Annotated in this window: 23 protein-coding genes and 1 tRNA gene; 9 read left to right on the top strand and 15 right to left on the bottom strand. The window is 71.3% G+C overall.

Annotation, left to right across the window (positions count from 1 at the left end):
* Positions 1-34 precede the first annotated feature (34 nt).
* Entirely contained in the window at positions 35-2,953 is a 2,919-nt protein-coding gene (locus tag Q9S71_RS11260) for a UPF0182 family membrane protein (RefSeq protein WP_311862422.1), read from the top strand.
* Positions 2,954-2,978: 25 nt separating this feature from the next.
* On the opposite strand, the gene Q9S71_RS11255 is transcribed toward Q9S71_RS11260, so the two are convergent.
* Genes Q9S71_RS11255 through idi form a run of 7 tightly spaced genes read right to left on the bottom strand, consistent with a single transcriptional unit; the run spans position 2,979 to position 8,552 of the window.
* A complete protein-coding gene (locus Q9S71_RS11255; protein ID WP_311862421.1) occupies positions 2,979-3,854 on the bottom strand; it encodes a prenyltransferase in 876 nt (291 codons plus the stop codon).
* Positions 3,851-4,174: a lycopene cyclase domain-containing protein gene (locus Q9S71_RS11250; protein ID WP_311862420.1), complete on the bottom strand. Its 324-nt coding sequence runs from the start codon at positions 4,172-4,174 to the stop codon at positions 3,851-3,853. Before Q9S71_RS11250 ends, Q9S71_RS11255 begins: the two co-directional genes overlap by 4 nt.
* A complete protein-coding gene (locus Q9S71_RS11245) occupies positions 4,171-4,506 on the bottom strand; it encodes a lycopene cyclase domain-containing protein (protein WP_311862419.1) in 336 nt (111 codons plus the stop codon). Before Q9S71_RS11245 ends, Q9S71_RS11250 begins: the two co-directional genes overlap by 4 nt.
* Positions 4,507-4,511: 5 nt before the next feature.
* The gene (crtI, locus tag Q9S71_RS11240) at positions 4,512-6,065 is read right to left on the bottom strand and encodes a phytoene desaturase family protein (RefSeq protein ID WP_311862418.1); all 1,554 of its coding nucleotides are present in this window, start codon (positions 6,063-6,065) and stop codon (positions 4,512-4,514) included.
* The gene (locus Q9S71_RS11235) at positions 6,062-6,946 is read right to left on the bottom strand and encodes a phytoene/squalene synthase family protein (protein ID WP_311862417.1); all 885 of its coding nucleotides are present in this window, start codon (positions 6,944-6,946) and stop codon (positions 6,062-6,064) included. The genes crtI and Q9S71_RS11235 overlap by 4 nt, the downstream gene beginning before the upstream one ends.
* Positions 6,943-8,007: a polyprenyl synthetase family protein gene (locus tag Q9S71_RS11230; RefSeq protein ID WP_311862416.1), complete on the bottom strand. Its 1,065-nt coding sequence runs from the start codon at positions 8,005-8,007 to the stop codon at positions 6,943-6,945. Before Q9S71_RS11230 ends, Q9S71_RS11235 begins: the two co-directional genes overlap by 4 nt.
* Positions 8,004-8,552 carry an isopentenyl-diphosphate Delta-isomerase gene (gene idi / locus Q9S71_RS11225; RefSeq protein ID WP_064001841.1) on the bottom strand — a complete coding sequence of 183 codons (549 nt, stop codon included), beginning with the start codon at positions 8,550-8,552 and terminating at the stop codon, positions 8,004-8,006. Before idi ends, Q9S71_RS11230 begins: the two co-directional genes overlap by 4 nt.
* A gap of 191 nt (positions 8,553-8,743) precedes the next feature.
* On the opposite strand from idi, the gene Q9S71_RS11220 reads away from it, so the two are divergent.
* Positions 8,744-9,097 (top strand): MarR family winged helix-turn-helix transcriptional regulator, encoded by a 354-nt coding sequence (locus Q9S71_RS11220; protein ID WP_311862415.1) that lies wholly within the window; start codon positions 8,744-8,746, stop codon positions 9,095-9,097.
* Positions 9,098-9,165: 68 nt separating this feature from the next.
* On the opposite strand, the gene Q9S71_RS11215 is transcribed toward Q9S71_RS11220, so the two are convergent.
* Positions 9,166-9,239: transfer RNA gene (locus Q9S71_RS11215), tRNA-Met, on the bottom strand.
* An 83-nt stretch (positions 9,240-9,322) separates the two neighbouring features.
* Between Q9S71_RS11215 and Q9S71_RS11210 the strand changes: the two genes are divergently transcribed.
* Together Q9S71_RS11210 and Q9S71_RS11205 are read left to right on the top strand one after the other, a co-directional pair.
* Positions 9,323-9,832 carry a DUF6328 family protein gene (locus Q9S71_RS11210; protein WP_311862414.1) on the top strand — a complete coding sequence of 170 codons (510 nt, stop codon included), beginning with the start codon at positions 9,323-9,325 and terminating at the stop codon, positions 9,830-9,832.
* Entirely contained in the window at positions 9,829-10,638 is an 810-nt protein-coding gene (locus tag Q9S71_RS11205) for a carbon-nitrogen hydrolase family protein (protein ID WP_217530197.1), read from the top strand. Before Q9S71_RS11210 ends, Q9S71_RS11205 begins: the two co-directional genes overlap by 4 nt.
* 15 nt (positions 10,639-10,653) lie before the next feature.
* Here Q9S71_RS11205 and Q9S71_RS11200 read toward each other — a convergent pair whose 3' ends face one another.
* Positions 10,654-11,862, bottom strand: coding sequence for an aminotransferase class I/II-fold pyridoxal phosphate-dependent enzyme (locus Q9S71_RS11200; protein WP_311862413.1), 1,209 nt, complete (start codon positions 11,860-11,862; stop codon positions 10,654-10,656).
* Between the two features lie 147 nt (positions 11,863-12,009).
* Here Q9S71_RS11200 and Q9S71_RS11195 point away from each other — a divergent pair, with 147 nt between their 5' ends.
* From Q9S71_RS11195 to Q9S71_RS11185, 3 genes are read left to right on the top strand one after another with little or no spacing between them, the layout of a single operon-like run.
* A complete protein-coding gene (locus Q9S71_RS11195; protein ID WP_311862412.1) occupies positions 12,010-13,461 on the top strand; it encodes a S1C family serine protease in 1,452 nt (483 codons plus the stop codon).
* 41 nt (positions 13,462-13,502) lie between these two features.
* The gene (locus Q9S71_RS11190; RefSeq protein ID WP_311862411.1) at positions 13,503-14,747 is read left to right on the top strand and encodes a CDP-glycerol glycerophosphotransferase family protein; all 1,245 of its coding nucleotides are present in this window, start codon (positions 13,503-13,505) and stop codon (positions 14,745-14,747) included.
* Positions 14,744-16,189 (top strand): CDP-glycerol glycerophosphotransferase family protein, encoded by a 1,446-nt coding sequence (locus Q9S71_RS11185; RefSeq protein WP_311862410.1) that lies wholly within the window; start codon positions 14,744-14,746, stop codon positions 16,187-16,189. The genes Q9S71_RS11190 and Q9S71_RS11185 overlap by 4 nt, the downstream gene beginning before the upstream one ends.
* Positions 16,190-16,217: 28 nt before the next feature.
* On the opposite strand, the gene Q9S71_RS11180 is transcribed toward Q9S71_RS11185, so the two are convergent.
* From Q9S71_RS11180 to Q9S71_RS11155, 6 genes are all read right to left on the bottom strand, one after another.
* Positions 16,218-17,285: a glycosyltransferase family 2 protein gene (locus tag Q9S71_RS11180; RefSeq protein WP_311862408.1), complete on the bottom strand. Its 1,068-nt coding sequence runs from the start codon at positions 17,283-17,285 to the stop codon at positions 16,218-16,220.
* The gene (locus Q9S71_RS11175) at positions 17,282-19,789 is read right to left on the bottom strand and encodes a glycosyltransferase (protein WP_311862407.1); all 2,508 of its coding nucleotides are present in this window, start codon (positions 19,787-19,789) and stop codon (positions 17,282-17,284) included. Before Q9S71_RS11175 ends, Q9S71_RS11180 begins: the two co-directional genes overlap by 4 nt.
* 30 nt (positions 19,790-19,819) lie before the next feature.
* Complete coding sequence (locus tag Q9S71_RS11170; RefSeq protein WP_311862406.1) at positions 19,820-20,962, bottom strand: acyltransferase family protein; 1,143 nt, start codon at positions 20,960-20,962, stop codon at positions 19,820-19,822.
* 77 nt (positions 20,963-21,039) lie between these two features.
* Positions 21,040-21,264 (bottom strand): SCO4848 family membrane protein, encoded by a 225-nt coding sequence (locus Q9S71_RS11165; protein WP_311862405.1) that lies wholly within the window; start codon positions 21,262-21,264, stop codon positions 21,040-21,042.
* Positions 21,265-21,273: 9 nt separating this feature from the next.
* The gene (locus Q9S71_RS11160; RefSeq protein ID WP_311862404.1) at positions 21,274-22,095 is read right to left on the bottom strand and encodes a hypothetical protein; all 822 of its coding nucleotides are present in this window, start codon (positions 22,093-22,095) and stop codon (positions 21,274-21,276) included.
* Positions 22,096-22,135: 40 nt separating this feature from the next.
* A complete protein-coding gene (locus Q9S71_RS11155; protein ID WP_311862403.1) occupies positions 22,136-22,825 on the bottom strand; it encodes a phosphocholine cytidylyltransferase family protein in 690 nt (229 codons plus the stop codon).
* Positions 22,826-23,053: 228 nt separating this feature from the next.
* Here Q9S71_RS11155 and Q9S71_RS11150 point away from each other — a divergent pair, with 228 nt between their 5' ends.
* Positions 23,054-24,439, top strand: a complete 1,386-nt coding sequence (locus Q9S71_RS11150; protein WP_311862402.1) for an ABC transporter ATP-binding protein — start codon at positions 23,054-23,056, stop codon at positions 24,437-24,439.
* The gene (locus tag Q9S71_RS11145; protein ID WP_311862401.1) at positions 24,415-25,968 is read left to right on the top strand and encodes a hypothetical protein; all 1,554 of its coding nucleotides are present in this window, start codon (positions 24,415-24,417) and stop codon (positions 25,966-25,968) included. The genes Q9S71_RS11150 and Q9S71_RS11145 overlap by 25 nt, the downstream gene beginning before the upstream one ends.
* The last annotated feature ends 26 nt before the right edge of the window (positions 25,969-25,994 follow it).

Genomic DNA, 25,994 nt, shown 5'->3' with positions numbered 1-25,994 from the left:
CGCGCGCCCGATGACCCCCGCCTAGGATGAGAGGGTGACCTCGACACCTGCCGGGCCTGCCACGTCCACACCTCCGAATCCCGTTCGTCGCACGATCGCCATCACCGTCGGCGTGCTCGTCGTCCTGGTGATCGCGTTCTTCGCGTTCGCGGGCCTGTACACCGACTGGCAGTGGTACCGGCAACTCGGTTTCGACGGCGTCCTGGTGACGCAGTGGACCGCCCGCGTGGTCATGTTCCTCGTCGGCTTCGCCGCGATGGCGCTGCCGGTATTCGCGGCCATCCAGCTCGCCTACCGGCTCCGTCCGGTCTACGCGCGACTCAGCTCGCAGCTCGACCACTACCAGGAGGTCGTCGAACCGCTGCGACGCCTGGCGATGTGGGGCATCCCGGTCTTCTTCGGCTTCTTCGCCGGCTTCGCGGCCTCCGCGCAGTGGGAGACCGTGTGGCTCTGGGCGAACGGCGTCTCCACCGGCCAGAAGGACCCGCAGTTCGGTCTGGACACCGGGTTCTACCTGTTCCAGATGCCGTTCTACAGCGTCGTCCTCGGGTTCGCCTCGGCCGTCCTGCTCATCTGCCTGCTCGTCACCGTCGTCGTCTCCTACCTCTACGGATCGGTGCGCGTCGGCCAGCGCGAGCTGCGCATCTCGAAGGCCGCCCGCATCCAGCTCGCCGTCGTCGCGGCTCTCTACCTCGCCGTGCAGGCCGTAAGCCTGTGGCTGGACCAGTACAAGACCCTCACGACGCAGGGCGAGCGCTTCACTGGCGCGAGCTACGTCGACGTCAACGCGGTCATCCCCGGACTTGCGATCCTCTCCGTCGCCGCCGCCATCGTCGCGGCGCTGTTCATCGTCACCGCGATCATCGGCCGCTGGCGCTTCCCGCTGATCGGCACCGCGCTCCTGATCGTCTCCTCGCTCGTGGTGGGCGTCGCCTACCCGTGGGCGGTGAGCCAGTTCCAGGTGGCGCCGAACCTCGAGACGTACGAAGCGCCCTACGTGACGCGCAACCTCGACGCGACGAAGTTCGCCTACGGCATCGAGGGGCTCGAGAAGACCCCGTACGAGGCGGTCACGACCGCCGAGCAGGGTCAGCTTCGCGCGGACGCCGACACGACGGCGTCGATCCGCATCATGGACCCCGCCATCATCGGCCCGACGGTACGCCAGCTCGAGCAGTACCGCTCGTACTACCAGTTCCAGAATCCGCTCGACGTCGACCGCTATGAGATCGACGGCAAGACGCAGGATGCCGTCGTCTCGGTCCGCGAGCTGAACCTCGACCAGCTGGGCACCGCGCAGTCCTGGTACAACAACACCCTCGTCTACACGCACGGCTACGGCGTCGTCGCGGCCAAGGGCAACGAGCGCACGGACGACGGCAACCCCGTCTTCCTCGAGCGCGGCATCCCGACCGCGGGCGACCTCACGCAGAACGAGGAGTACGAGCCGCGCATCTACTTCGGCGAGTCGTCGCCGCCGTACTCGATCGTCGGAGCCCCCGAGGGCAGCGACCCCGTCGAGCTGGACTACCCCCGCGGTGAGGACGGCGCCGACCAGACCCGTACGACGTTCGCGGGCGACGGCGGCCCGAACATCGGCAACCCCTTCAACCGGTTGCTGTACGCGCTGAAGTTCCAGTCGACCGACATCCTCTTCTCCGACGGCATCAACGAGAAGTCGCAGATCCTCTACGACCGCAACCCGCGCGATCGCGTGCAGAAGGTGGCGCCGTACCTCGAGCTCGACAGCGACCCCTACCCGAGCGTCGTCGACGGTCGTGTGGTGTGGATCATCGACGGCTACACCCTCAGCAACAACTACCCGTACTCCTCGATCGTGAGCCTGCGGGATGCGATCTCGGACACGACCAACACGCAGCCGCGCGTCGCGCTCGACGACGTCAACTACATCCGCAACTCGGTGAAGGCGACCGTCGACGCCTACGACGGTTCGGTGACGCTGTACGCGTGGGACGACCAAGACCCGCTGCTGAAGGCGTGGCAGAAGATCTACCCGTCGACTCTGAAGCCGGTGAGCGAGATGTCCGGCGACCTCATGAGCCACGTGCGCTACCCGACGGACCTGTTCAAGGTGCAGCGCGCCATGCTCGGGACCTACCACGTCGACGACGCGCAGTCCTTCATCCGTCGCGACAACGCGTGGCGCACGCCGCAGGACCCGGTGACGCCGGCGAACCTGCAGCCGCCGTACTACCTGACGATGCAGATGCCGGGGCAGGACAAGCCCTCGTTCTCGATGTTCACCTCGTTCATACCCGCCTCGGTCGGTGAGGACGAGCGCAACGTTCTGCTCGGTTACCTCGCGGTGGACTCCAACGCGGGCTCCGAGGCCGGCAAGAAGGGCGAGGACTACGGCAAGCTCCGCATGCTCGAAATCGGGGCGGACGTGTCCGTTCCCGGTCCCGGACAGGTGCAGAACGAGTTCCGCTCGAACGCGAGCGTCGCCCGTGAGGTCAACCTGCTGCAGCAGGGCCAGTCGGACGTCCTGAACGGCAACCTGCTGACCCTGCCCGTCGGCGGCGGCCTGCTGTACGTGCAGCCGGTCTTCGTGCAGGCCTCCAGCGGAACGCAGTTGCCGCAGCTGCGGAAGATCCTGGTCTCCTTCGGCAAGCAGGTCGCCTTCGAGGACACCCTCCAGCAGGCACTCGACAAGCTCTTCGGCGGCGACTCCGGCGCGACCGCGGGCGACGACGGGACGACCCCGACGCCGTCGGCGACACCCGGAGCGACCCCGTCGCCGGAGCCGACGGACGGCACGTCCACGCCGCCGGCCGGTGTCGGCGACGAGACCGCTCGCCTGCTGCAGGAGGCGCGCGAGGTCATGCTCGCCCGTGACGATGCGATGCAGAAGGGCGACTGGGCCGCCTACGGCGAGCAGGACGAGCGGCTGACGAACATCATCGACCGACTGATCCAGCTCGACGGGGAGTGACCCCGACCGATCGGGTGGTGGCGGCTCACCGGACGAGCAGCCACCACCAGATCAGCAGCAGGGTCACGAGGAACCCGGCGATCTGGTTCAGCCACAGGAAGCGGTCCCAGCCGCGGGTGGCGGCTGAGGCATCCGCGTCGCGGATCGAGCGGTACGGCCAGACCGTGACGAGATACGGGATGGCGACGATCGCGGCCAGCGGTCCCGGCCATTCCGTGGCGAGCATGAGCGCGCCGGCGGCCGCGTAGGCGACGAGCGAGAACCGCACGGTCCACGCGGCGCCGCGCGCCGTCGCGATCGAGGAGATCGCCGCCTCGCGGTCGGCGACGACGTCCTGCACGGCGCCGAACGCGTGCGACGCCACGCCCCAGAGGGCGAATGCGACGATCACGAGGACGAGCTGCGGCGTCCACATCGCGCCGGTGAGGACGAGCGCGTACACCGCGGGCGAGAAGAAGTGGATGCTGCTGGTGATCGAGTCGGCGAACGGCCGCTCCTTGAGTCGCAGCGGCGGCGCGCTGTAGAAGACGACCGCGAGCAGGCTCAGGCCGAGGACGAGCCAGGATGCCGGGGTCCCCGCGATCACGAGGGCGATGACGAACGGGGCGCAGAGCAGCACGGACGCCCAGAGGACGGCGGGGTGCAGCCGCTTGTCGAGGATGGCTCCGTGCGCGCCGCCCTTGCGGGGGTTGCGGAGGTCGGACTCGTAGTCGAACACGTCGTTGATGCCGTACATCGCGACGTTGTACGGGATCAGGAAGAAGATCGTCCCGATCACCAGCACGAGGTCGATCTCGCGTGCGCTGAGCAGGTACGCCGCGGCGAACGGGTACGCCGTGTTGATCCAGCTCACCGGTCGTGAGGAGACGAACAGCTGACGGACGAACAGCGCCGGGCTCATGCGGCATCCCTCTGCGAACGACGGCGGGGCGCGGGAAGGAGGGCACCGATCGCGGGCAGCAGGAAGGCCGCGCAGATCGGGTAGGCGAAGTCCTCGATCGGTGCGAGGCCGATGCGGATGCCGCTGATGTGCTGCTCGGGGTAGGTGAACAGGTCGGCCGCGATCATCAGGTTGTCGAACACCGCGGTGAAGGCGACGAGGACGAGCGCGGTCCACAGGGAGGCCTTGAGGCGGGCCGGGGCGCCCGGGCGCCGCGCCGAGACGAGGGTCACGACGACGGTGACGAGCGCGAACGGGACGACGAGGAGCGGGTACGTCACGCCGCCTCCCGCCCGGCACGTCGCCGCGCGGCGACGCGCAGGGCGATCGCGTGCACGACGAGGGTCAGGTGGCACAGGAAGGCGAGGAAGACCGGTTCCTCGAGCGGGAGGTGCGGGGCGAGGTCCACGCCGAGCAGCAGCGGGCTGTCGCCGCGGACGAAGACGCCGCTCGCGATGCCCGCGATGTCCCAGACGAGCAGGAAGACCGTGCCGCACGCGATGAGCAGCAGCTTCCTCCCGGGGGCGGCACCGAGGGCGAGGCGGTGCCGGAGGTCGACGGCGAGCACCCCGAGCGCCGAGACGGTCAGGGCGACGAGGTACAGTCCCGCCACCGCGCTCAGCCCTTCGCGTGCGCCGGGGTGGGCAGCTGCCCGGTGGAGGTGTCGCCGTCGAGCAGTTTGACGACGAGCTCCGCCGAGATGAGGCACATGGGCAGGCCCACGCCGGGGAGCACGGTCTGGCCGGCGTAGAGCAGTCCGTCGACCTTCGAGCGCAGGCCCGGTCGGAACATCGCCGACTGTCGGAGCGTGTGCGCGAGTCCGAGCGCTCCGCCCCGGAATGAGCCGAAGTCCGCGGCGAAGTCGCCGGGCGTGATCGTGCGACGCACGCGGACGCGGTCGGCGAGGTCGGGGACGCCCGTCCAGTCGGCGATCTGCGCGATGACGGCGTCGGCGGCCGCCTCGATCCGCGGGTCGCCGGCGCCGTCCACGCCGCCGCGGCCGAGCTCGGGGGCGGCGGGCATGGGGACGAGGACGAAGAGGTTCTCGTGCCCGGCCGGCGCGACGTCGTCGTCCGTCGCGCTGGGGCGGCAGACGTAGAGCGACGCGGGGTCCGGGATGCCGTCCGCGGCCCCCTCGCCGAAGATCGCGTCGAAGTTCGCCTTCCAGTCCTTCGTGAACAGGAGGGTGTGGTGCTCGAGCTGGGGGAGTTCCCCCTCGACACCGAGGAGGATGAGCAGCGCGCCGAACGACGGCGTGCGCTTGTCCCACCACGCGTCGCTGCGCGAGCGCAGCTCCGGCTCGAGGAGAACCGTCTCGGTGTGGTGCATGTCCGCCGTCGAGATGACGTGGTCGGCCGCGACGACGGTGCCGTCGGCCAGGCGGATGCCGGTGGCCCGGCCCCCCTCGGTGAGGATCCGTTCGACCGGGGTGCCGGTGCGGATCTCGGCGCCCCGGTCTTCGGCCAGGCGCGCGATCGCCCGGATCACCTGCACGAGGCCCCCGCGCGGATAGAGCACCCCGTCGTCGAGATCGAGGTGGCTCATGAGGTGGTACAGGCTCGGTGCGTCGTAGGGCGATCCGCCGAGGAAGACGGCCGGGTAACCCAGCACCTGCTGCAGCACGGGGTCGGAGAACTTCTTCTCGACGTGGGTCGAGAGGGGGCGCAGGAGCAGCGGCAGAAGGGTGCCGAGCTTGCGGAGGACGTCGGGGTGGGCGAGGCCCTTGAGGGACACGTACGGGTCGTACAGGAACCGTGAGACCGCGAGGTCGTAGATCTCGCCCGCCGAGTCCAGGTACGTCGCCAGTTCGGCGCCGGCGCCGGGTTCGCGCGCCTCGAAGGCCGCGACGGCGGCATTCCGACCCGACACGACGTCGAAGGGCTCCCGCTCGCCCTCGTGGTAGACGCGGTAGGCCGGTTCGAGGCGCACCAGGTCCAGTTGTTCCCGGGCGCTCGTGCCCAGGAGGGCGAAGAAGTGGTCGAACACCTCGGGCATGAGGTACCAGCTCGGGCCGGTGTCGAACCGGAAACCGTCTTTCTCCCAGCTCCCGGCACGCCCGCCGACGTCGTCCAACGCCTCGAAGACGGTCACCCGGTCGCCGCGGTCGGCGAGCAGCGCCGCGGTCGCCAGTCCTGTGATGCCGCCACCGATGATCGCGATACGCCGGCTCATTCGGGGGTTCTCCGGTTCTGTCGTGTCGTGCGGGGGGTGAGGGGCCGACGGTGCGCGACGGCCGCGCGGGCGGCGATCGCCGCCTTGACCGGCGTGGGCACGCGGACCCGGACGCTGAGGTTCTCGGTGCGGCGCAGCCGTTCGGTGAGTTCGGCGAAGAGGCCGTGCGCGGTGGCGACGGCGACCCGGCAGTCGGCGGGGAGCAGCGGGATGGTCGCGGCCGCGGCATCCAGGTCCCCGTCGATGCGGGCGAGCACCTCGCGGCGGCGCGTCGCGCCGTCGCCGACACCGAGGTAGTCCCGTCCCAGCCGCCCGGCGTCGTCGGCGTGGTCGCGGAGGAAGTTGATGTCCTGGAACGCCGCGCCGAGCCGACGCGCCCCCGTGACCAGGACGGCATCGGGGTCGCGGGGGACTCCCGCGCCGGCGTTCACGAACACCTGCAGGCACATGAGCCCGACGACCTCCGCCGAGCCGTAGACGTAGTCGTCGTGCGACGCCTCGTCGTGCTCGGCGCGCTCGAGGTCGGTGCGCATCGACGCGAAGAAGGGTTCGATGTGGTGCCGCGCGATGCCGCACTCCCGCGCCGTCCGCGCGAACGCGTGGACGATGAGGTTCGCGCTGAAGCCGCGCTCGATCGCGGCGTAGGTCTCGGTTTCGAGTGCGTCGAGCACGTCGCGCTGCTCGCCGAGCGGGACTCCCGCGGCGGAGGCTGCGCCGTCGACGATCTCGTCGGCGACGCGGACGAGGGCGTAGACGTTCCGCACATGCGGCCGGACGCGCGGCCCGAGCAGGCTCGTCGCGAGGCCGAACGACGTGGAGTAGGCGCGGATGACGGATGCCGCGGCGGCGACCGCCGTCTCGTCGTAGAGCGTGTCGGTCATCGGGGGATGCGGTCCTCCACGGCGGCAGTGAGTGCGGCGAGGAGGACGACGGCGTCGCGGGGGAGCGCGGCGTCGGCGGCGAGGGTCCGCGCGGAGCGCAGCGTCTGCGCGATCATCTCGACGGTGCGTTCGCGGGCGCCGCTCGCCGTCAGCTCGCGCTGGGCGTGTTCGATCGCGATCGGGCCGGTGGGCGCCATCGCCAGGGCCGAGGCGATCTGGGGCCAGGCCTCGGTCTCGGCCGCCATCGCGATGAGGGGGGTCCGTTTCGAGGCGCGCAGGTCCGCCCCGGGTTCGCGCCCGGCTTCGGCACGGGTGCCGAAGGTGCCGATCAGGTCATCGGCCAGCTGGAACGCCACGCCGATGGCGGACCCGGCCGCCTCGAGCGCCGCGCGCTGGTCGTCGTTCGCGCCGGCGAGCAGGGCGCCGGCGGCCAGCGGTGCCTGAAACGAGTAGAAGGCCGTCTTGTCGCGCGCGGTGCGCAGGAGCGTGTCCGTCGGCGGCAGGTCCGCGCCGATGGACTGTTCGACGTCGGCGAGCTCCCCGGCCGCCGAGACGAGGACCGCGTCGTCGAGCAGGACGAACAGGGCCGCACGCTGGGGCGACGTGACGGGTGCCGTCGCGATCAGCCGGGTCGCTTCGAACAGGAGCAGGTCTCCCGCGAGCACCGCCGCCGCCGACCCGAGCAGTCGCGATTCGTCCTCGTCCCCGCCGCGCACGCGCGCGCGTTCGCGGAAGCGGCCGACGACGTTCGGGATGCCGCGCCGCTCGACGTCGCCGTCGATCAGGTCGTCGTGGACGACGAAGGCGGCGTGGAGCAGTTCGAAGGCGGCCGCGACGCGCCACAGGCCGGGGGAGCGGCCGGCATCACCGCCGAACGCCTCGAAGGCGGCGACGACGAGCGCGGGCCTGAGGCGCTTGCCCCCCGTCGCAGAGGCCGCGGTGGCGTCCCCGAGAGCCGCCGATGCCTCGCCGAGCGCCGCCGAGCGCACCCGGAGCCGCTCGAGCGCCACCTCGAGCGCATCGTCGATCTCCCGCCAGGCGGCGGGGGGCAGGCCGATCACGAGGCCCTCCGTTGCTCGTGCGGGGCGAACAGCTCGAGCTGCTGCGCCTGCAGCACGAGCCACGGGCTGAAGGCCCACGGCGTCGTCGTGAGCGAGGCATCCAGGTCGGCGGGGTCGACCCAGCGGGCCTCGGCGACCTCGTCGGGGTTCAGTCGCGGCTCGTCGTCCGTGTAGGCGACGTAGACGGGGCAGATCTCGTGCTCGACGATGCCCGAGGCGTCCGTGGCCCGGTATCGGAAGAGCGGGAGGGCGAGGGAGACGTCGCGGAGGGTGAGGCCGACCTCGAACGCCGCCCGACGGTGGACGGCGTCGAGCACGGGTTCGGCGGGGGCGGGGTGTCCGCAGAAGGAGTTCGTCCAGACGCCCGGCCAGGCGGCCTTGCTGAGCGCGCGTCGAGTGACGAGCAGCTGCCCGCGATCGTTGTAGACGTGGCACGAGAAGGCGAGGTGGAGTGCGGTGTCGGTCCCGTGCACGCTAGCCTTCGGAGCCGTGCCGATGTCGCGTCCGTCGTCGTCCAGCAGAACGACGTATTCGATGTCCGACACGATTCCTCCGTAATTTGCTAGATTATCTAGCGATCAATCGACATGCTACAGACCGACCGGAAAGGTGTCCAATGGTGGCGGAACCATGGATTCCGGCTAACGAGCGCGACGTCGTTGTGCTTGGCGCGCTCGAGGCGGTGCGGGCCTTCTCGGACGCCTTGGACCGAATGTACGCCTCGATGCGCGGCGACATGGACATGAACACGACCGACCTCGCGGCCCTCCGCATGCTCATCATCCGCGAGCAGCACGGCGAGGTCGTGAAGCCCCACGATCTCGCGACGCACCTTGCGATCTCGACCGCATCGACGACGAAACTGCTCGACCGGCTGACGGCCGACGGCTACCTGGTCCGCAAGCCCCACCCGCACGACCGACGGTCGCGGATCGTCGCGCTCACCGACGAGGCGCGTGCGACCTTCCGGAAGCACTTCGGGGAACGGCTGCGGCGGATGCGGGAGGCGACCGAACCGTACTCCGACGACGAACTGCGCACGATCGTGCGGTTCCTCGCCGACATGGAGCGGGCGATGCTGCCCGAGTGACGGCTCGATCCGTGGTCCGAACGCGAAGAAGGCGCCCCCTCCGGAGAGGGAGCGCCTTCTTCTTCTTGTTGCGGGGACAGGATTTGAACCTGCGACCTCTGGGTTATGAGCCCAGCGAGCTACCGAGCTGCTCCACCCCGCGGCACAAGAGAAAACACTAGCACGGGTTTCGCGGGCACGCGAATCGGTCCGGGGATGCGGCCCGTTGTCGGCAGGATGGAACGCATGGTCCGCCGCGACACCGATGCCTCCGCCGACGCACAGCCCGACGGGCGGGACGAGACCCGCGACGAACGGGCCGACCGCAACTGGAACGAGGTGCTGCAGGAGTTGCGTGTGCTGCAGACGGGCACGCAGATCCTCACCGGCTTCCTCCTCGCCCTCGCGTTCCAACCCTCCTTCGGCGACCTGGAGTCCTCGCAGCGGCTCGGGTACCTCGTGCTCGTGGTCCTCTCGGCGCTGAGCGCCGTCGTGGCCCTCGCCCCGGTCTCGGTGCACCGCATCCTGTTCGCCCGTCGCGCCAAGCCCGCCATCGTCCGGTTCGGTCATCTCTGCATGATCGGCGCGCTCGTGTTGGTGTCGGCCCTGCTGGTCGGCGTCGTCACGTTCGTATTCGACGTCGTCGTGGGCGGTGCGGCATCCTGGGTGGCGGGAGTCGGCCTGGCCGTCGTGATCGCGGCCCTCTGGCTCATCGTCCCGCTCGTCACGCGCCGTCGCTCGGAAGGCACTCCATGACCGTCACCCCGCTCGGCCTCGCGGTCGCGCAGTTCGCGCCGGCCGCCGATGACGCGGCCAACCTCGACACGATCTCCGACCTCGTCGCGCGCGCCGCCTCGCGCGGGGCGCGGATCGTCCTCTTCCCCGAGTACTCGAGCTACTTCGTCGACCCGTTCGACGCCTCGCTCGCCGCGCACGCGCAGGACCTCGACGGCCCCTTCGTGACGGCGCTCACGGACCTCGCCGCCCGCCACGGCGTCCACATCGTCGCGGGCCTCGTCGAACGGGCCGCGAGCAGCGATCGCGTGCGCAACACCGTCGTCGCCGTGGACGCCGGCGGTGTCGTCGCGCGCTACCGGAAGCTCCACCTCTACGACGCGTTCGGGCAGCGCGAATCGGACTGGGTGGAGCCGGGCGGGATCGAGACGCCCGAGACGTTCGAGGTGAACGGCATCCGCTTCGCCCTCATGACCTGCTACGACCTCCGCTTCCCCGAAGTCGCCCGGATCCTCGCCGACACCGGCGCACACGTCGTGCTCGTGGCCGCCGAGTGGGTGCGGGGCCCGCTCAAGGAGGATCACTGGCGGACGCTCCTGCAGGCGCGAGCGATCGAGAACACGCTCTACGTTGCCGGCGCCGATCACCCGCCGCCGCTGGGCGTCGGGCACTCCGTCGTGATCGATCCGCTGGGCGTCCCGGTGGCCTCCATCGGCACCGCCACCGATGTCGCGGTGGCCGCCGTCGACGCCGCGGTGGTTGACCGGGTCCGGCGAGTCAATCCGGCGCTCGCGCTGCGCCGCTACCGCGTCGTGCCGCGGGAGTGAGGTCCCGGACGGGTCTCACCGAGCGGATGCCGCGAGGCGCCGCGCCGCCTCGGCGATGACGTCCGTCCGCTTGCACGCCGCGAACCTCACGAGGCCCGCGTAGTCCGCCCGATGGTCCTCGGACACGAAGGCGGTGAGGGGGATGGCGGCGACCCCCACCCGTTCGGGCAGCGTGCGGCAGAACCCGGCCGCATCCTCTCCGGCATCCAGCAGCGGACCGACGTTGGCGACGGTGAAGTACGACCCGGCCGGCGTCGACACGTCGAAGCCGGCGGCGATCAGGCCCTCGCCGAGCAGGTCACGCCTCTCCCGCTGCGTCGCGGCGAGGTCGTCGAAGTAGGCGTCCGGCAGCCCGAGGCCGACGGCGATCGCGGGTTGGAACGGGGCGCCGTTCACATAGGTCAGATACTGCTTGACCGCGAGGACGGCGTCGACGAGGTCAGCCGGGCCGCTCACCCACCCCACCTTCCATCCGGTCGTGCGGAAGGTCTTGCCGCCCGAGGAGATCGTGAGGGTCCGTTCGGCGGCGCCGGGAAGCGTCGCGATCGGCGTGTGCGTCCCGTCGATCACGAGGTGCTCGTAGACCTCGTCGGTGACGATCAGGGCGTCGTGATGTGCGGCCAGGCGCACGATCTCGGCGCGCACCTCCGCGGAGAACACCGTTCCGGTCGGGTTGTGCGGGTCGTTGACGAGGATGATCCGGGTCCGCTCGCCGACCGCCGCGCGCAGATCGGCGAGGTCCGGTTCGAGGTCGGGCCAGCGCAGCGGCACCGGGACGAGCCGGGCCCCCGCGAGGGCGATCGCGGCGGCGTAGGAGTCGTAGTAGGGCTCGAAGACGACCACTTCATCGTCCGGTCCGTCGAGCAGGGCCAGGAGGGTCGCCGTCAGCGCCTCGGTCGCTCCCGCCGTGATGAGGATCTGCCGCTCGGGGTCGAGGTCGATGCCGTAGAAGCGGTGCTGGTGATCCGCGACGGCTTCTCGGAGCACCGGCATTCCCCGTCCCGGCGGGTACTGGTTGACGCCGGAACGGATCGCGTCGACGGCAGCGGCGAGCACCTCGGCGGGACCGTCCTCGTCGGGGAAGCCCTGGCCGAGGTTGATCGCGTCGTGGCGGACGGCGGCGGCGGTGATCTCCGCGAAGATCGTCGCCGCGAGCGTCCCGTCGGGGGAGAGGAGGCCGGCGCCGCGGGCTGCGCGTTGCCAGGCACCGGGGATGTGCAGCACCGGCCCAGCGTATCGCCCGGCGCCGGGCGGCTTCCGCGGGCGCGACCCGGGGCGTCATCCACTCCCATAGGCTGATCGGAGGGTCGGCATAGCTGGTCCACAGACTCCGGGAGCACTCTGAAGTCGCCTCGAAGAAGGAGCAGTCCCATGAGCGATTCGAACATCCCCGACCCGAACACGTCCGGCGCCCCCGTGCCGCCGCGTCCGCCGCTGCCCGACTCGGGCGCCGCCGGTCCGTCGGCCGCCGGCCCGCAGGCATCCGGCGCCCCGCACGCGGGCGGTGGTTTCTTCTCGCACGGCTCGCAGGCGAGCGGACAGCACGCACCGGGAGCGAGCTTCTCCGGTCAGCCGACCGCACCCCAGCCCGACGCTCACGCGCCCCGTGCGGCCGAGGCCAAGGTCGGATCCGGCAAGATCGTCGCCGTCCTCGTCGCCGCCGCCATCGTCGGCGCGGTGTCGGGTCTCGGCGGTGCCGCGATCGGCAACGACATGTTCGCTGCGAACAGCAGCACCTCGGTCTCGCGCGGATCGACGACCGTCACGGTCAACGATCCCGACAACGTGAATCAGACGACGGGGATCGCGGCCAAGACCCTCCCGAGCGTCGTGACGATCAGTGCGACGTCGTCGGACGGCGGCGGCACCGGATCGGGTGTGATCCTCAGCTCCGACGGCTACATCGTCACGAACACGCACGTCGTCACCCTCGACGGCGCGAGCTCGGATGCGGCCCTCCGGGTCACCACGTCGGACGGCCGTGTGTACGACGCGAAGATCGTCGGGACCGACCCGATCTACGACCTCGCCGTGATCAAGCTGACGGGGGCGAGCGGGCTGACCCCGATCACCTTCGCCGACTCGAGCAAGCTCAACGTCGGTGACACGACCGTCGCCGTGGGCGCTCCACTGGGTCTGTCGAACACCGTCACCACCGGTATCGTCAGCGCGCTGAACCGCTCGATCCAGATCGCGTCCTCGGCCGTCCCGGACTCCGGTGAGCAGCAGCAGGACCAGGGCCAGAACGGCGAGTCGCCGTTCCAGTTCGACTTCGGCCAGGGTCAGGAGCGCGGCTCCGGATCCTCGGGCACGATCTCGATCGCCGTCATCCAGACCGACGCGGCCATCAACCCGGGCAACTCCGGCGGTGCGCTCGTCGACGACACCGGCGACCTGATCGGCATCAACGTCGCGATCGCGACGGCGGGCGGCGGCTCGTCCTCCTCGAGCGAGGCGGGATCGATCGGCGTCGGGTTCTCCATCCCGTCGAACATCGTCAAGCGGGTGACGGACGAGATCATCGCGGACGGCTCCGCCAGCCACGGTCTGCTCGGCGCGATGGTCGGCAACGCCGCGGACGCCGAGAACAGCACCGTCGCGGGGGCCCTCATCAGCGACGTCACCTCGGGTGGTGCCGCGGCGCAGGCAGGTCTGAAGGCGGGCGACGTCGTCACCGAGTTCGACGGCGTCCCGGTCCGCGACGCGACCGATCTGACCGCCCAGGTCCGTGCGCTGGCGGCGGGCGCGAAGGCCAGTCTCGTCTACGTCCGCGACGGCAAGACGCAGAGCGCCGATGTCACCCTCGGCGAGCTGACCGAGTAGCCCGTCCGAGTCACGACCCCACCCCGCGATAGGCTCGCGGGGTGGGGTCTTTTTCGTTCGCGTCGGGCAATGCCGCCCAGGTGATGAGGCTTCCGCTCCACGTCCTCGGGCTCGTCCTCACCCGTGTCATCCCGCGCACCCGGGACCTGTGGGTCTTCGGCTCCGCCGTCGGGATCGGCGAGGGCGCCCTCGCGCTGTGGCACGTCGCGGCCGCTGCGGGCGAACGTGCGGTGTGGCTCACCGGGTCGGATGCCGACGCGGATGCGGCGCGCCGAGCGGGCATCCCGTCGGCCCCCAAACGCGGGCTGCGGGGCTTCTGGCTCACGGCGCGCGCTCGCGTCGTGGTTGTCACGCACGGCGCCGGCGACGTGAACCGTTACGCCACGTCAGGGTCTTATCTCGTGCAGCTCTGGCACGGCATCCCGTTGAAGCGGCTCGGCCTCGACTCCCCGGTCACGGCGCGCGCCCCCCTCCCGATTCCGGGGCTCGCCCGCCTCCTGCGGACCGCCTACCGGCGGACCCAGCGACGCATCCGTCTGCTCCCGGCCGCCTCGCACCTCGTCCGCGGACGGCTGGAGTCGGCGTTCGGGCTCGGTCACGACCGGGTGCTCGTCACGGGCGAGCCCCGTGTCGACGTGCTCTCGAGCGGGCGCTCCGCCGCCGAGGCCCGGGCGGACGTCGAGGCGCTCGTGGGGCCGCTCGGCGGCGCCCGAGTCGTGCTCTACGCGCCGACGTGGCGCGACGGCGAGCCGGATCCGGCCGTGCCGACCGCGAGCGAGTGGCAGACGATCTCAAACGCGCTCGAGCGCGGCGACGCCGTGCTGCTCGTGCGATCGCATCCGCTGGGGGCGGGGGAGTACCGCGCCGGGGCGGCGGGCGACCGCATCCGTCTGCTCGGCTCCGACCTGCTGCCGGACGTGACCCCGGCCCTTCCGGCCCTCGACGTCCTCATCACTGATTATTCGTCGCTCGTCTACGACACGGCGCTCGTGCCGGTACCGGTGGTGTTCTTCGCGCCGGACGAGGCCCGTTACGCCGCCGAGCGCGGGTTCTACGGTCGCTACCGGGACGTCGCGGGCGAGGACGTCGCCCTCGACTGGACGGGCGTCATGGCGCAGGTCACGGCGGTGCTGGGCGACGAACGTGAGCGCGAGCGCCGCGTCGCGCGTGCCGAGGCGCTGAGCGCCCAGGTCCACGCCTACCGCGACGGCCGCAACGCCGAGCGCGTCCACGCCGCGATCCGCCGCGGACTGTCGACCACGCGCCGGGGAAGGGGTCGAGGATGATCCGGGTGTCGCTGGTGGCCGGGGACGCGCTGCAGTTCGAGGGTCGCGGCCCCGCTCCCGCCGGGCTCCGTGCCGCGGGGCCCCGAGCCGTCTCCGCGGCGTCGATCTCGGCGACGGATGCCGGTTGGCGCGCCGTCCTCCCGCTGCGGGTGTCGCGGTGGGGAAGGCCCGAGCTCGCGCTGCCCAGCGGCACCTACCGCCTCGAGTTCGACGGTCCCGCGCCGGGCTCGGCGCAGATCGCTCCGCTGGCGCGCACGGTGGCGGAGACCCTCGCCGTCGAGGTCCGCGACGGGCAGGTGATCGTCGGCCCGCCGCTGACCGAGGCCGACGCCGCGCCCGCCGGGCAGGCTGCGCTCGAGCGGGCCTACGCCGACCGATCGGACGACCTCGAGAACGCGGTCTTCTTCGAGAGCTTCTACGGCCGCAACGCCAGCTGCAACCCGCGGGCGATCGACGCCGAGATCGCGCGGATGGCCCCGACCGTCCTCCGCTACTGGAGCGTCGTCGACCGGTCGATCGAGGTGCCACCCGGCGCTGTCGCCGTGGTCGAGGGGTCCCCGGAGTGGTGGCGCGCGCGCGGTGCGGCGCGCCTGCTGGTCGTCAACGACTGGCTGCGCCGTCGGTTCGTCCGGCGTCCCGGCCAACGCGTCCTGCAGACCTGGCACGGCACACCGCTGAAACGGCTCGCCCTCGACCGGCCCGGGTTCGACCCGCGTCGTGCTCTCGCCGTCGTCCGCGAGAGCCGGCGGTGGGACGTGCTGCTCGCGCAGAACCCGTACGCGGCCCGCATCCTCCGCACCGCCTACGCCTTCGGCCGGCGGCCCGTGTGGGTGGAGGGCTATCCCCGCAACGACGTGCTGCTCACCGGGGATCGCGACGCCGTCCGCCGCGGATTGGGCGTCGGGCCGGACGAGCGCGTCCTCCTCTACGCACCGACGTGGCGTGACGACCGCGAGCAGATGGTCGACTTCCTCGACCTGCAGAAGCTGGCGCAGGATGCCGGGGCCACGGTCCTCGTGCGAGGCCACTCGCGGACCCTCCTCCCCGGCGCGGATGCGACGGGGCCCCGCGTCGTCGACGTCACCGGGTACCCCGACATCTCGGCGCTCCTCCTGGCGGCCGATGCGCTCGTCACGGACTACTCGTCCGTCATGTTCGACTTCACCGCCACCGGCAAACCGGTCCACTTCTTCGTGCCCGACCTCGAGCACTACCGCGGCAGGCTCCGCGGGTTCTACTTCGACCTGGCCGAACGGGCACCGGGGCCGCTCGCGGCGACGCAGGACGAGCTGACGGCGGGACTGAACGATCCGGACGTTCCCCAGCGGTTCGCGGAGCGCTACGCCTCCTGGAGCGCACGGTTCAACGCGCGCGACGACGGCCGCGCCGCCGAGCGTGTCGTCGCGCGCCTCCTCGACCAGGGCATGATCTCGCGCGACTGACGCCTCGCCGCTGCCGCGGCGGCCGTCGTCACGGCAGGGGCGTGTTGCGATCCAACCGCGACGTGTCGATCGTGTCCTTCGCCCCCCGCACGAGGCCGACGAGGAAGCCCGCCCCCCAGGAGAGGTGCATGGTGGGCAGGACCAGGGCCAGCCAGGCGCGTTCCTGCAACGACCGCCCGGCGACGACGCTGAAGCCGAGGACGCCGAGGATGTAGAGCGCGATCGGCAGGTGGACGACCGACAGGACCGCCGAGGCGACACCGCTCACCAGGCCGGTGACCTGAAGCACCGCGATCACGAGGCTCGCCACGACGGCGGCGACCAGCGCGGGCGGTGCGAAGAAGCGGAGCGAGTTGAGCCGCCCGAACCGGCGGACGAGCTCACCCCGCCAGGTCCCCGTTGCGACGAACTGCCGCGCCAGGCGCGCCCAGCTCTCGCGCGGCCAGTACGTCACCGCCAGCTGGGGGTCGAACCAGACGCGGTAGCCGGCCCGACGGATGCGGAGGTTGAGTTCCCAGTCCTCGCCGCGGCGGATCGACTCATCGAACAGTCCGACTTCCTCGAGCACCTCGCGTCGCATGACGCCGAGGTAGGCCGATTCGGCCGGGCCCTCCGGCGCCCCGACGTGATACGCCCCGCCGCCGAGGCCGGCGGGGGAGTTGTAGGCGATCGCCACCGCGCGTTGGAACGGGGTGCGCCCGTCGGCGCGCATCACGCCGCCGACGTTCGCGGCGCGAGCGCGCTCGAGGGTGGCGAGCGCGCGCCGCGTGTACCCCGGGGCGAGTTCGGAGTGCGCGTCGACCCGCACGATCGTGGGATGCCGCGCGGCGCGGATCGCGAGGTTCAGGGCCACCGGGATGTCGGCCTGCGGGTTCTCGACGAGACGGATGCGGGGGTCCGCCGCGGCCAGTCGCCCGGCGAGCTCCGTCGTCCCGTCGCTCGAGGGGCCGAGCGCCAGGATCAGCTCCGCGGGTCCGTCGACGTCCTGCTGCAGGACCGTCTGCACCGCGCGCTCGAGGTAGTCCCGTTCGTTCAGCACGGGCATGACGAACGTGACTCCCGATCCGGGCGCCGGCACAGGGGCGTCGACGGTCACGACGCGCCGGGGGTACGGGGGATGAGCGCGTCGAACTGGGCGAGCACCTCGGCGGTGTAGGCCGCGACGTCGAGGGATGCCGGTGCCACGCGCCCGGCGAGGAAGTCCGCCATCCCCGCGGCGAGGGCGGTGTCCTCACGGTCGACGATGTGCATGTCGTCGCCGGGGAGCGCGCCGCGGGCGGATCCGAAGGCGGTCGAGACGATCGGGAGGCCCAGCTGCGCTGCTTCGATGAGGACCATGGGCTGGCCCTCGTAGTCGCTCGAGAGGACGAAGCAGTCGCACCGCCGCATGACGGATGCCGGGTCCCGCAGCGGCCCGGTCAGGATGACGCGTCCGGTGAGTCCCGCGTCGCGGACCTGCTGCTCCAGGTCGCGACGGAGGGGCCCTCCACCGACGATGAGCAGCTGGGTGTCGGGTTCGGTCGCGGACAGAAGGGCGAAGGCGCGGATCAGGCGCGCGTGGTTCTTCTCGGTCGAGAGCCGTCCGACCGTGACGAACCTGCGGATCCCCGGCACCGCGAGGACGGCGTCGAGCGTCTCGCCGAGCACGGCATCCTCCTCCGGCTCCTCGCCCTCCTCGTCTCGCTCGTCGAGTGCGGCCGCGGACACGATGTCGGGCAGGTTCCGCAGGGTGACGAACCGGTCGCCGGGGGCGTACTCCGCCAGCTCGGCGCGGTTGAGGTCGGTGAGGGCGGGCGACACCGAGACGAGCTGGTCGTAGGCCCGGTACATGGCGAACACGCGGCCGAGGGAGCGGCGGAACGGCTGCTTGCCGTTGACCGTGCGGTCGCGATCGGCGGCCATCTCGTTGTGCAGCCAGATGGCGCGGACGGCGCGCGGCGAGTGCAGCATCAGGTGGGCCCAGAACGGGCTGTATCCGCTGAAGTCCGCGACCCAGTCGAACTTGGCGGACCCGAAGATGCGCGTCCACTCGTCGCGCCAGAGCGTGCGGTGGCCGAGTCGCCGGTGGGCTCGCAGCGGGTCGGTGCTGACGTCGGCGACGCGCCGCATGATCTGACGGGCCTTCAGCCCGTTCATGCCGCCGACGCGGAAGACCTGCCGGATGCCCGGGTCGAGCCGCGACTGGTTGTGCGTGGTCGTCGCGCCGCGCGGGAACGCCATGAGCGCCGTCACGTCGTACTTCTCGGTGTCGAGCGAGTTCAGCAGGTTGACGGCTGCGGTCGTGATGCCGTTCAGACGCATGCCGCCGAGGTAGAACAGCAGGCGCGGACGCCCGTCGCGGCGCACCTGGCGGACCCGGCGCTCGGCGGTGCGTCCCCGGAACACGACGTCGATGACCCGCGACGTGGCTTCGCCGTCCTCGTGGGGCACGAAGCGGCGGGCCCAGTCCGCGTACCGCGGGTGCGCCGGGGCGCCCGGGCCCAGGAGCGCGGCCAGGTCGCGCCCGAGCGCCTCGGGGTCGGTGTGCACCGGACCGGGCAGTTCGTCGAGCGGCATGTAGGTGCCGCGCTCGGCGCCGTACGCGTCGCCGTCGGGCACGAGGAAGCCGATCGGCCGATCGGTCGCGAGGTAGTCGAAGAAGATCGACGAGTAATCGGTCACGAGGGCGTCCGCGAGACCGAGGAGCACGTTGGTCGGCGTCGTGTTGGGGACGAGCAGGCGACGCAGTGCCGGGATGCCGCTGGCCGCGCGGTGGACCACCTGGTGCGTCTTGAGGAGGACGACGACGTCGTCGCCGAGCTGTCGCTGCAGGCCCGCCGCCTGGTCGGCGAGATGGGCGAGGTCGGCGTCCGGCGCCTGGAACGAACTGCCGCGCCACGTCGGTGCGAACAGGACGATGCGCCGGCCTGCGAGGTCGATGCCCAGACGGCTCCCCAGGTCGGCGATCCGGGCGACGCGTTCCGCCTCGGGCATCCGCTGACGGTCGATGCGGGGGTAGCCCTCTTCGATGATCGCGCCCCGGTAGACGTTGCGCAGCTGATAGGCGTCCTCGTACATGGTCTCGGCCATGAAGGGGTTCGCCGCGAGGAGGTAGTCGGCGTTCAGCAGGTTCCGCAGGGTGTTGGCGGACTCGCGTGCGCCGCCCGGCATGTCGAAGCCCATCAGCTTCAGCGGAGTGCCGTGCCAGGTGTTCAGGTAGACCTGTCCCACCCGCTTGCTGAATGCCGTCGGGAAGGTCGCGTTGTTGATGAGGTACCCCGCGGTCGACACCGCACGCCAATAGGCGCCGCTGCCCCGGGAGACGATCTCGACCCGCTGGTCGCCGGCGAACTCCGCGTGGAGGGCGGCTGCGGCATCCGCGTCACTGATCGCCCAGATGTGCGTCAGGTCGGCGAACTCGGGATCGGCGATGAGGGCGCGGAAGATCGCCTCGGGATTGCAGAGCGCACCGTTGCCCGCGAAGGACTCGTAGAGGACCGTCCGATGCCGGATCGGCCGCGACCGGGACCAGGCGATGAGTTCGGAGGTCGGCACGCGCTTGGCGCGGGTGAGGGCGGAGCGGATGACACGGGTGACGGCGGGCGGAAGGGGCGAACGCATGAGGGGTGCTGTGCTCTCGTCGACGGCAGGTCAGGGCGCGACTTCTCCGGCCCGGCGACGCGCTCGCGCCGCAACTGCTCGGTGAACGCGTCGCGCCGCCTTGTGCATTCTAGCTTCGACCGCCTCGTAGAACCCCCAGGCGACCAGGAGGCTGAGGGGGATGCCGAGAAGACCGACGAGCCCCCAGGCCTCGGATCCGAACGCGAAGGCGAGGGTGGCGAGCACCGGCACGTGGACGAGGTAGAGGCTGAAGGAGATCTTGCCGAGCCACTGGATCGGGCGTGTCTCGAAGAGCCGGATCGCCGGCCCCCACGCGAGCGCGACCAGCACGATGCCGGCAGCCCCCGGTGCGGCGAACGCCCACAGCAGGTGGTTGAGGTCGGTGCCGCTGGGGAAGATCGGGCGCGCCAGCCAGCTGCCGATGAGCATGAGGACGCTCACCAGGGTGAACAGCGGCATGAACCAGCGCGGGCGGGGGCGTTCCACCCAGGCGAGCAGGTCCGGCATCCGCGCAGCCATGATCGTACCGATCACGAAGACGGGGAAGTAGAGCAGCTCGCTCTGCTCGAAGAGGCGCCCGACGACGCTGAGGGCGCAGCAGACGATGACCGCCGCGAGCGCGTGCCGCCGCACGAGCAGAGCCAGAGCCGTCGCCAGCGGCAGGACGATCGAGTAGAGCAGTTCCCAGTGGAGCGACCACAACGGGTTGTTGAGGGGATACTGACGCGGAACGAGGGATGCCTGCGCCAGGAACGATCCCGCCGACACGCTGTCCGCGTGCGTCTCCGCCATCCAGGACCCGGGCGGCATACGCGACGGGTCGCGGGGGGCCAGGAGGATCAGGATGGCGCTCAGGGCCAGCGAGGCGATGACGGGTCCGTAGAGGCGGACGACGCGGGCCGAAAGGAAGCCCATCCAGGAGAAGTTCTCCTTGAAGACCGGCAGGACCACCACGAGTCCCGAGAGCACGAAGAAGACGAGGACCGCTTCGTTGCCGGCCGTGAGGAGTTTGACGGGCGACTGGGAGATTACCGCCCAGCTGACGGTTCCCTCCAGCAGCGGCTCCGCGATCAGCAGCCAGTGGTGCAGGAGCACGACGAGGGCGGCCACTCCGCGAAGTCCGTCCAAGCTCTGGATCCGGCCGGACGGCTGCTGCGAGGGAGTCGTGACCACTCGACAACGCTAGTCAGTCCGGGCGCCGCCTCCACACCACTTGCGCGCGCCGTGCCGGGTGTGCAGCCCCGCGACGGTCAGCTGCCGACGCCGGTGGCGGCCAGGATGCCGACGACGAGGGATGCCGCCGCGAGCAGCAGGGCGACGCCGATGAGGACGGCGTGCACGACGAGGAACCGGGTCGGTCGGCCCTGCGCGTCCCGCGCCCGTGTGTCGCGAGAGACGCGACGGAAGAACGTCGGCCACACGAGCACGTTGAACAGGGCGTTGGCGATCAGAAGGGTCACGAGGGTGGGGAGCACGCGGCCACGCTACCCGCTGAGGGCGGGGTCGTCGCCGTGTCGCTTCCTGCGGGATCGCGGCAGCCGACGCGGAGGGGCGGCCGTGAGCTCCGCCGGAAACTCGAGCGGCGGCGGACCGAAGGCGCGCCGGGCCCCGATGATGACCCGTCGGCCGAGGATGTGGTTGCCGCCGCCGCCGATCACGGCACCGATGCCGAAGGGGAGGGCCCGTCCGAGGAGGGACGCGCTGCCCTGCGCGGCGAACCGACGGAGAAAGGCGCCCTTGAGGCGGTCGATGAGGGGACCGACCATCGCTCGCGGCAGGGACGTCGTGATCATCTGGCCCCAGTACGCATCGCGCGCCGGGCCGGTGCCGCTCACCTGCCGGGCGAATTGGCTCACCAGGTCGACACCCTCGCGACCCACCATGAGGGTCAGCACGAGTGCACGGGCGCGGTCGGGATCGTTGACGCGGATGCCGTGCACCTCCGCCAGGGACTGTGCGAACAGCGCCGTCGCCTCGAGGAATCCGACGGTCTCGGCACCGCTGAGCGCGAGCGTCACGCCCGTGCCGATGCCGGGCACGACGGCCGTGGCGCCGACGGCGGCACCGCCGGTCGTGACGGTGGCGAGGTAACGACGCTCGAGGATCCGGCCCATCTCGGCCGGGGTCGCTTCGGGATGCCGCGCGCGGATCGTCCGCAGGTGCGCGAGGACGGCCGGCCGCTGCACCGCGAGCACGCGGTCGAGCATTCGGATCAGCCACGGGTGCTCGGGGGAACCCTCCGGGGGGAGCCCGCCCGCCCAGGGCGCCCCGTCCGGAAGGGAGTGGATGCGGGGGACGTCACTCATGGTGGATCTCACGATGCGCCGGGACGCATCGTCCGCTGCCTCAGACGTAGAGGTTCGCCCGATCGAGGTCTTCCGCGAAGTCGACCTCGACGGCGTACAGGTCGGAGATGTCGAGCGGCCGCAGCTTCAGGCCGTTCTCGGCGATCGCGAGCTCGAGACCCCGCTCGAAGTAGTCCTGGTTGTCGACGTGGCCCAGCTGAGCGATGAGCGCCGGCTTGTCGGCGCGCGAGATGTAGTTGATCCCGACAGCTTCGCCGAGGCCGCCGACGACGGTCTTCGACAGCTCGGCGATGTTGCCGTTCGCGTCGACGGTATACTTGACCTCTTCGTCGCTGACCTTCGAGGTGTTCACCGTCACGAAGGACTGGTCCGCCTCGATGAGCGCCAGGGCCCGGCCGAGCACACGCGGATCGAACACGACGTCGCCGTTCATCCAGAGGACACCCGACTTGCCCGTCGCCTTGAGGGCACGCAGCAGGCTCTTGGACGTGTTGGTCTGGTCGTAGCGGTCGTTGTAGACGTAGTCGACGTCGGGGAAGGCCTCGACGATGGTCTCGGCACGGTAGCCGACCACCGTGGTGATGTGGGCCTTGGGCCCGAATGCCGCGCGGATGTTGTCGTGCTGCTGCCCCATGATGCTGCGGCCGTCGCTCAGCGCGGTCAGCGGCTTGGGAAGGCTGCGGCCGAGGCGCGAGCCCATGCCGGCTGCGAGGATGACGATCTTGGTCACGGGGTGCTCCTGACGATGTGGTCACTGTCCGTACATCGGAAAGACACATCTTCGTGCCGCCCTCGATGCTATCGGTGTCACCTGAAAAGGGCCCGTATCGTGGCCCGACGTTGTGCATTCGTGATAGTGCGACCCCCTGTGGCGTGCGCCGGAAGTCGCACCGGTCGGGCTTGCTAAGTTTGAGGGGTGACGCCTCCCAAGACACGACCGCCCCGTAAGAAGGCTCCCGTGTCCGGCGCCGACAACCCGGTTCCGCCGCCTCCGCCCGCACCCGTCGACGAGGTCGCGCAGGCCCTGCCGCCCAAGCCCGAGGTGCCGGCCGCCGTCGCCGCTGCGCGGTTCGAGGAGGCCTCTCGCGACCCGGGTGAGGCACCCGCCGACCAGGACGACGCGACGTCGGAGCCGGTGTCGGAGCAGGAGGTGCTGCCCGAGGCCGAACCCGAGCTCGAGGCTCAGTCCGAGTCCGAGGCTGACGGGGAGCCCGAGGTCGAACCCGCGGCTCCGGCCGAGACCGAGCCCGTCGCCGCATCCGGGCCTGAACCCGAGGTCGGCGCCGAAACCGAGCCCGAGACCGAACTCGCGGCCGGCGTCGAAATCGAACCCGAGGCCGGCGTCGAAACCGAGCCGGAGACCGAACTCGCGGCCGGCGTCGAAACCGAGCCCGAGATCGAACCCGAGCCCGCGATGGAGCCCGAGGCCGAGCCCGAGGTCGGGCCCGCGCCGGAGACCGAGCCGGCCCCGGCTGCCGAGATCATGACGGACGACGCCCCTTCGACCGACGCCGCCGCGCTCGAGACGGCGACGGCCGTCCTCGACCTGGACGGCGCCGAGGCGGGCGCCGACGCATCCGATCCCGCGCCGGCACTGCGACTGGAGAAGGTCTCGAAGTCGTTCGGCCGCACGCGGGCCGTCGACGCCGTCGACCTCGAGATCCCCGCGGGCACCTTCTACGGGTTGGTCGGGCCCAACGGTGCGGGAAAGACGACGACCCTCTCGATGATCGCCGGTCTGCTGCGGCCCGATGCCGGGACGATCGTCGTCGGCGGGGTCGACCTGCAGCGGGATCCGCGCGCGGCGAAGGCGCTGATGGGCGTCCTGCCCGATCGACTGCGCACGTTCGACCGCCTCACCGGGCGGCAGTTGCTGCACTACTACGGCGTGCTGCGCGGGCTCCGCCCGGCCGTCGTCGCCGAGCGGACGGAAGACCTCGCCCGCGCCTTCGATCTGACCGCGGCGCTCGTGCGGCCGGTGTCCGACTACTCGGCGGGCATGACGAAGAAGATCATGCTTGCCGGCGCGATGATCCATGCTCCCCGCCTCCTCGTGCTGGACGAACCCTTCGAGGCGGTCGACCCCGTCTCGAGCGAGGTGATCCTCGAAATCCTCACGGCATACGTGGCGCGCGGTGGCACCGTCATCCTCTCGAGCCACGGCATGGAGCTCGTCGAGCGCGTCTGCGACGGCGTCGCCGTGATCGTCGCCGGCCAGGTGCTGGCCCATGGATCCGTCGACGAGGTCCGCGGCGATCACACCCTCGCGGAGCGCTTCGTCCAGCTGTCCGGCGGACTCAGCGACGTGGAAGGCCTCGAGTGGTTGCACACGTACTCCGACTGAGGCTCGCGCTGCTCGCGGGTTCGCTGAACGCCCGCCCCGGCGTGCTCGTCCGCCGCCTGGCCGCCTTCGGGATCCTCGCGGTCGCCGTGGCGGCGGTGTGCGTCGCGCTCGTCCGGCTCGACCGCGTTCCGGATGCGGATGCGGCGACGCTCGTCGTCGTGGGCGGATCGCTCATCGTCGGCGGCTTCCTCCTCGTACCGCTCTTCACGGGCGCCGACGATCCTCTCGACCCCCGGCGATTCGTCGTGACGGGCGTCGAGCCTCGGATCGTCGCGTGGTCGGTGGTGGCGGCATCCCCCTTCGGACTACCGGGACTCGTCACGATCGCCGTCGCGGTCGCGATGTCAGTGGCGTGGATCGGTCACGGCGCGTCACCCGCCCTCGCCGTCCTCGCCGCGGTGCTGTTCGTCGCCACCAACGTCCTCGCCGCGCGGTGCGCGATGGCCGTCTCCGCCCTCGCCCTCCGCGAGCGCAGGTCGCCGCAGCTCACGGGCCTGATGGTCACGGCGGCCGCGATCGTCGTCATCCCCGTGGCCGTGTTCGCTTTCTCGCTCGAGTGGTCCGGGGGTCTGCCCTCGCAGCTCGCCGAGGCGGCGCAGGTGCTGGGTGCGACGCCTCTCGGGGCAGCCGTCGCCATCCCGCTGCGCACCGGCGGCGACCTCGTCGTCTCGGTCCTCGTGGCCCTCGTGACCGTGCTCGCGCTGGCGGGTGCGTGGCGGCTGCTCGTCCAGATCATGATGAGCGCGACGGAGCGCGAGGTACCGGTGCGCGAGCGTCGCGGACTCGGGTGGTTCGCCGTCATGCCCGGCACCCCCGGCGGCGCGATCGCCGCGCGCAGCATCGTGTACTGGTCGGGCGACCCTCGGCACCTCGCCAACATCGTGGTCGTCCCCATCGCCTCCGTCCTCATCGTGCTGCCGCTCCTGGTGGTCGGCGTGCCGTTGTCGACCGTCGCGCTGATCCCGCCGCCGATCCTCGCGCTGTTCCTCGGCTGGCTCGTGCACAACGACCTCGCGTACGACTCGACCGGGATCTGGCTGCACATCTCCGCCGGTGTCCGCGGCGTCGCCGACCGGGTGGGGCGCCTTGTCCCCGTCCTGCTCCTCGGGGTGCCGCTCCTGGCGCTCGCCATCACCCTCTCGATCTGGGTCCACGGGCGGTGGGCGGTGCTTCCGGCCCTCGTCGGAGTCTGCGTCTCGCTCTTCGCGACGGGCCTCGGCCTCAGCTCCGTGGCGTCCGTGGCCGCGCCCTACGCGGTCTCGCGTCCAGGAGAAGGACCGTTCGAGCAGCCGCAGCGCACGGGCGGATCCGTCGCTCAGGCGGCGGTCCTGTTCGGAGCGATCATCCTCTCCGTCCCCGCGCTGTGGTCGGGCTGGCTCGCGCTCGGCGGAGACGAGGGCGCCGCGTGGACGTCCTTCTGGACCGGCATCGGCGTGGGTGTGACCGTGATGGGGGTCGGGATCGCCGTCGGCGGGGCGGTCTTCGAGCGCCGCACGAGCCGCCTCATGGAGTTCGCCGAAACGCACTGACCCCCGTCCACGAGGGTCCCGCCGGC

The sequence above is a fragment of the Microbacterium gawkjiense genome (assembly GCF_031932225.1).
Lineage (GTDB): Bacteria > Actinomycetota > Actinomycetes > Actinomycetales > Microbacteriaceae > Microbacterium > Microbacterium gawkjiense.
The sequence above is the reverse complement of the archived record's forward strand: the minus strand, read 5'-3'. Positions and strand labels throughout refer to the sequence as shown.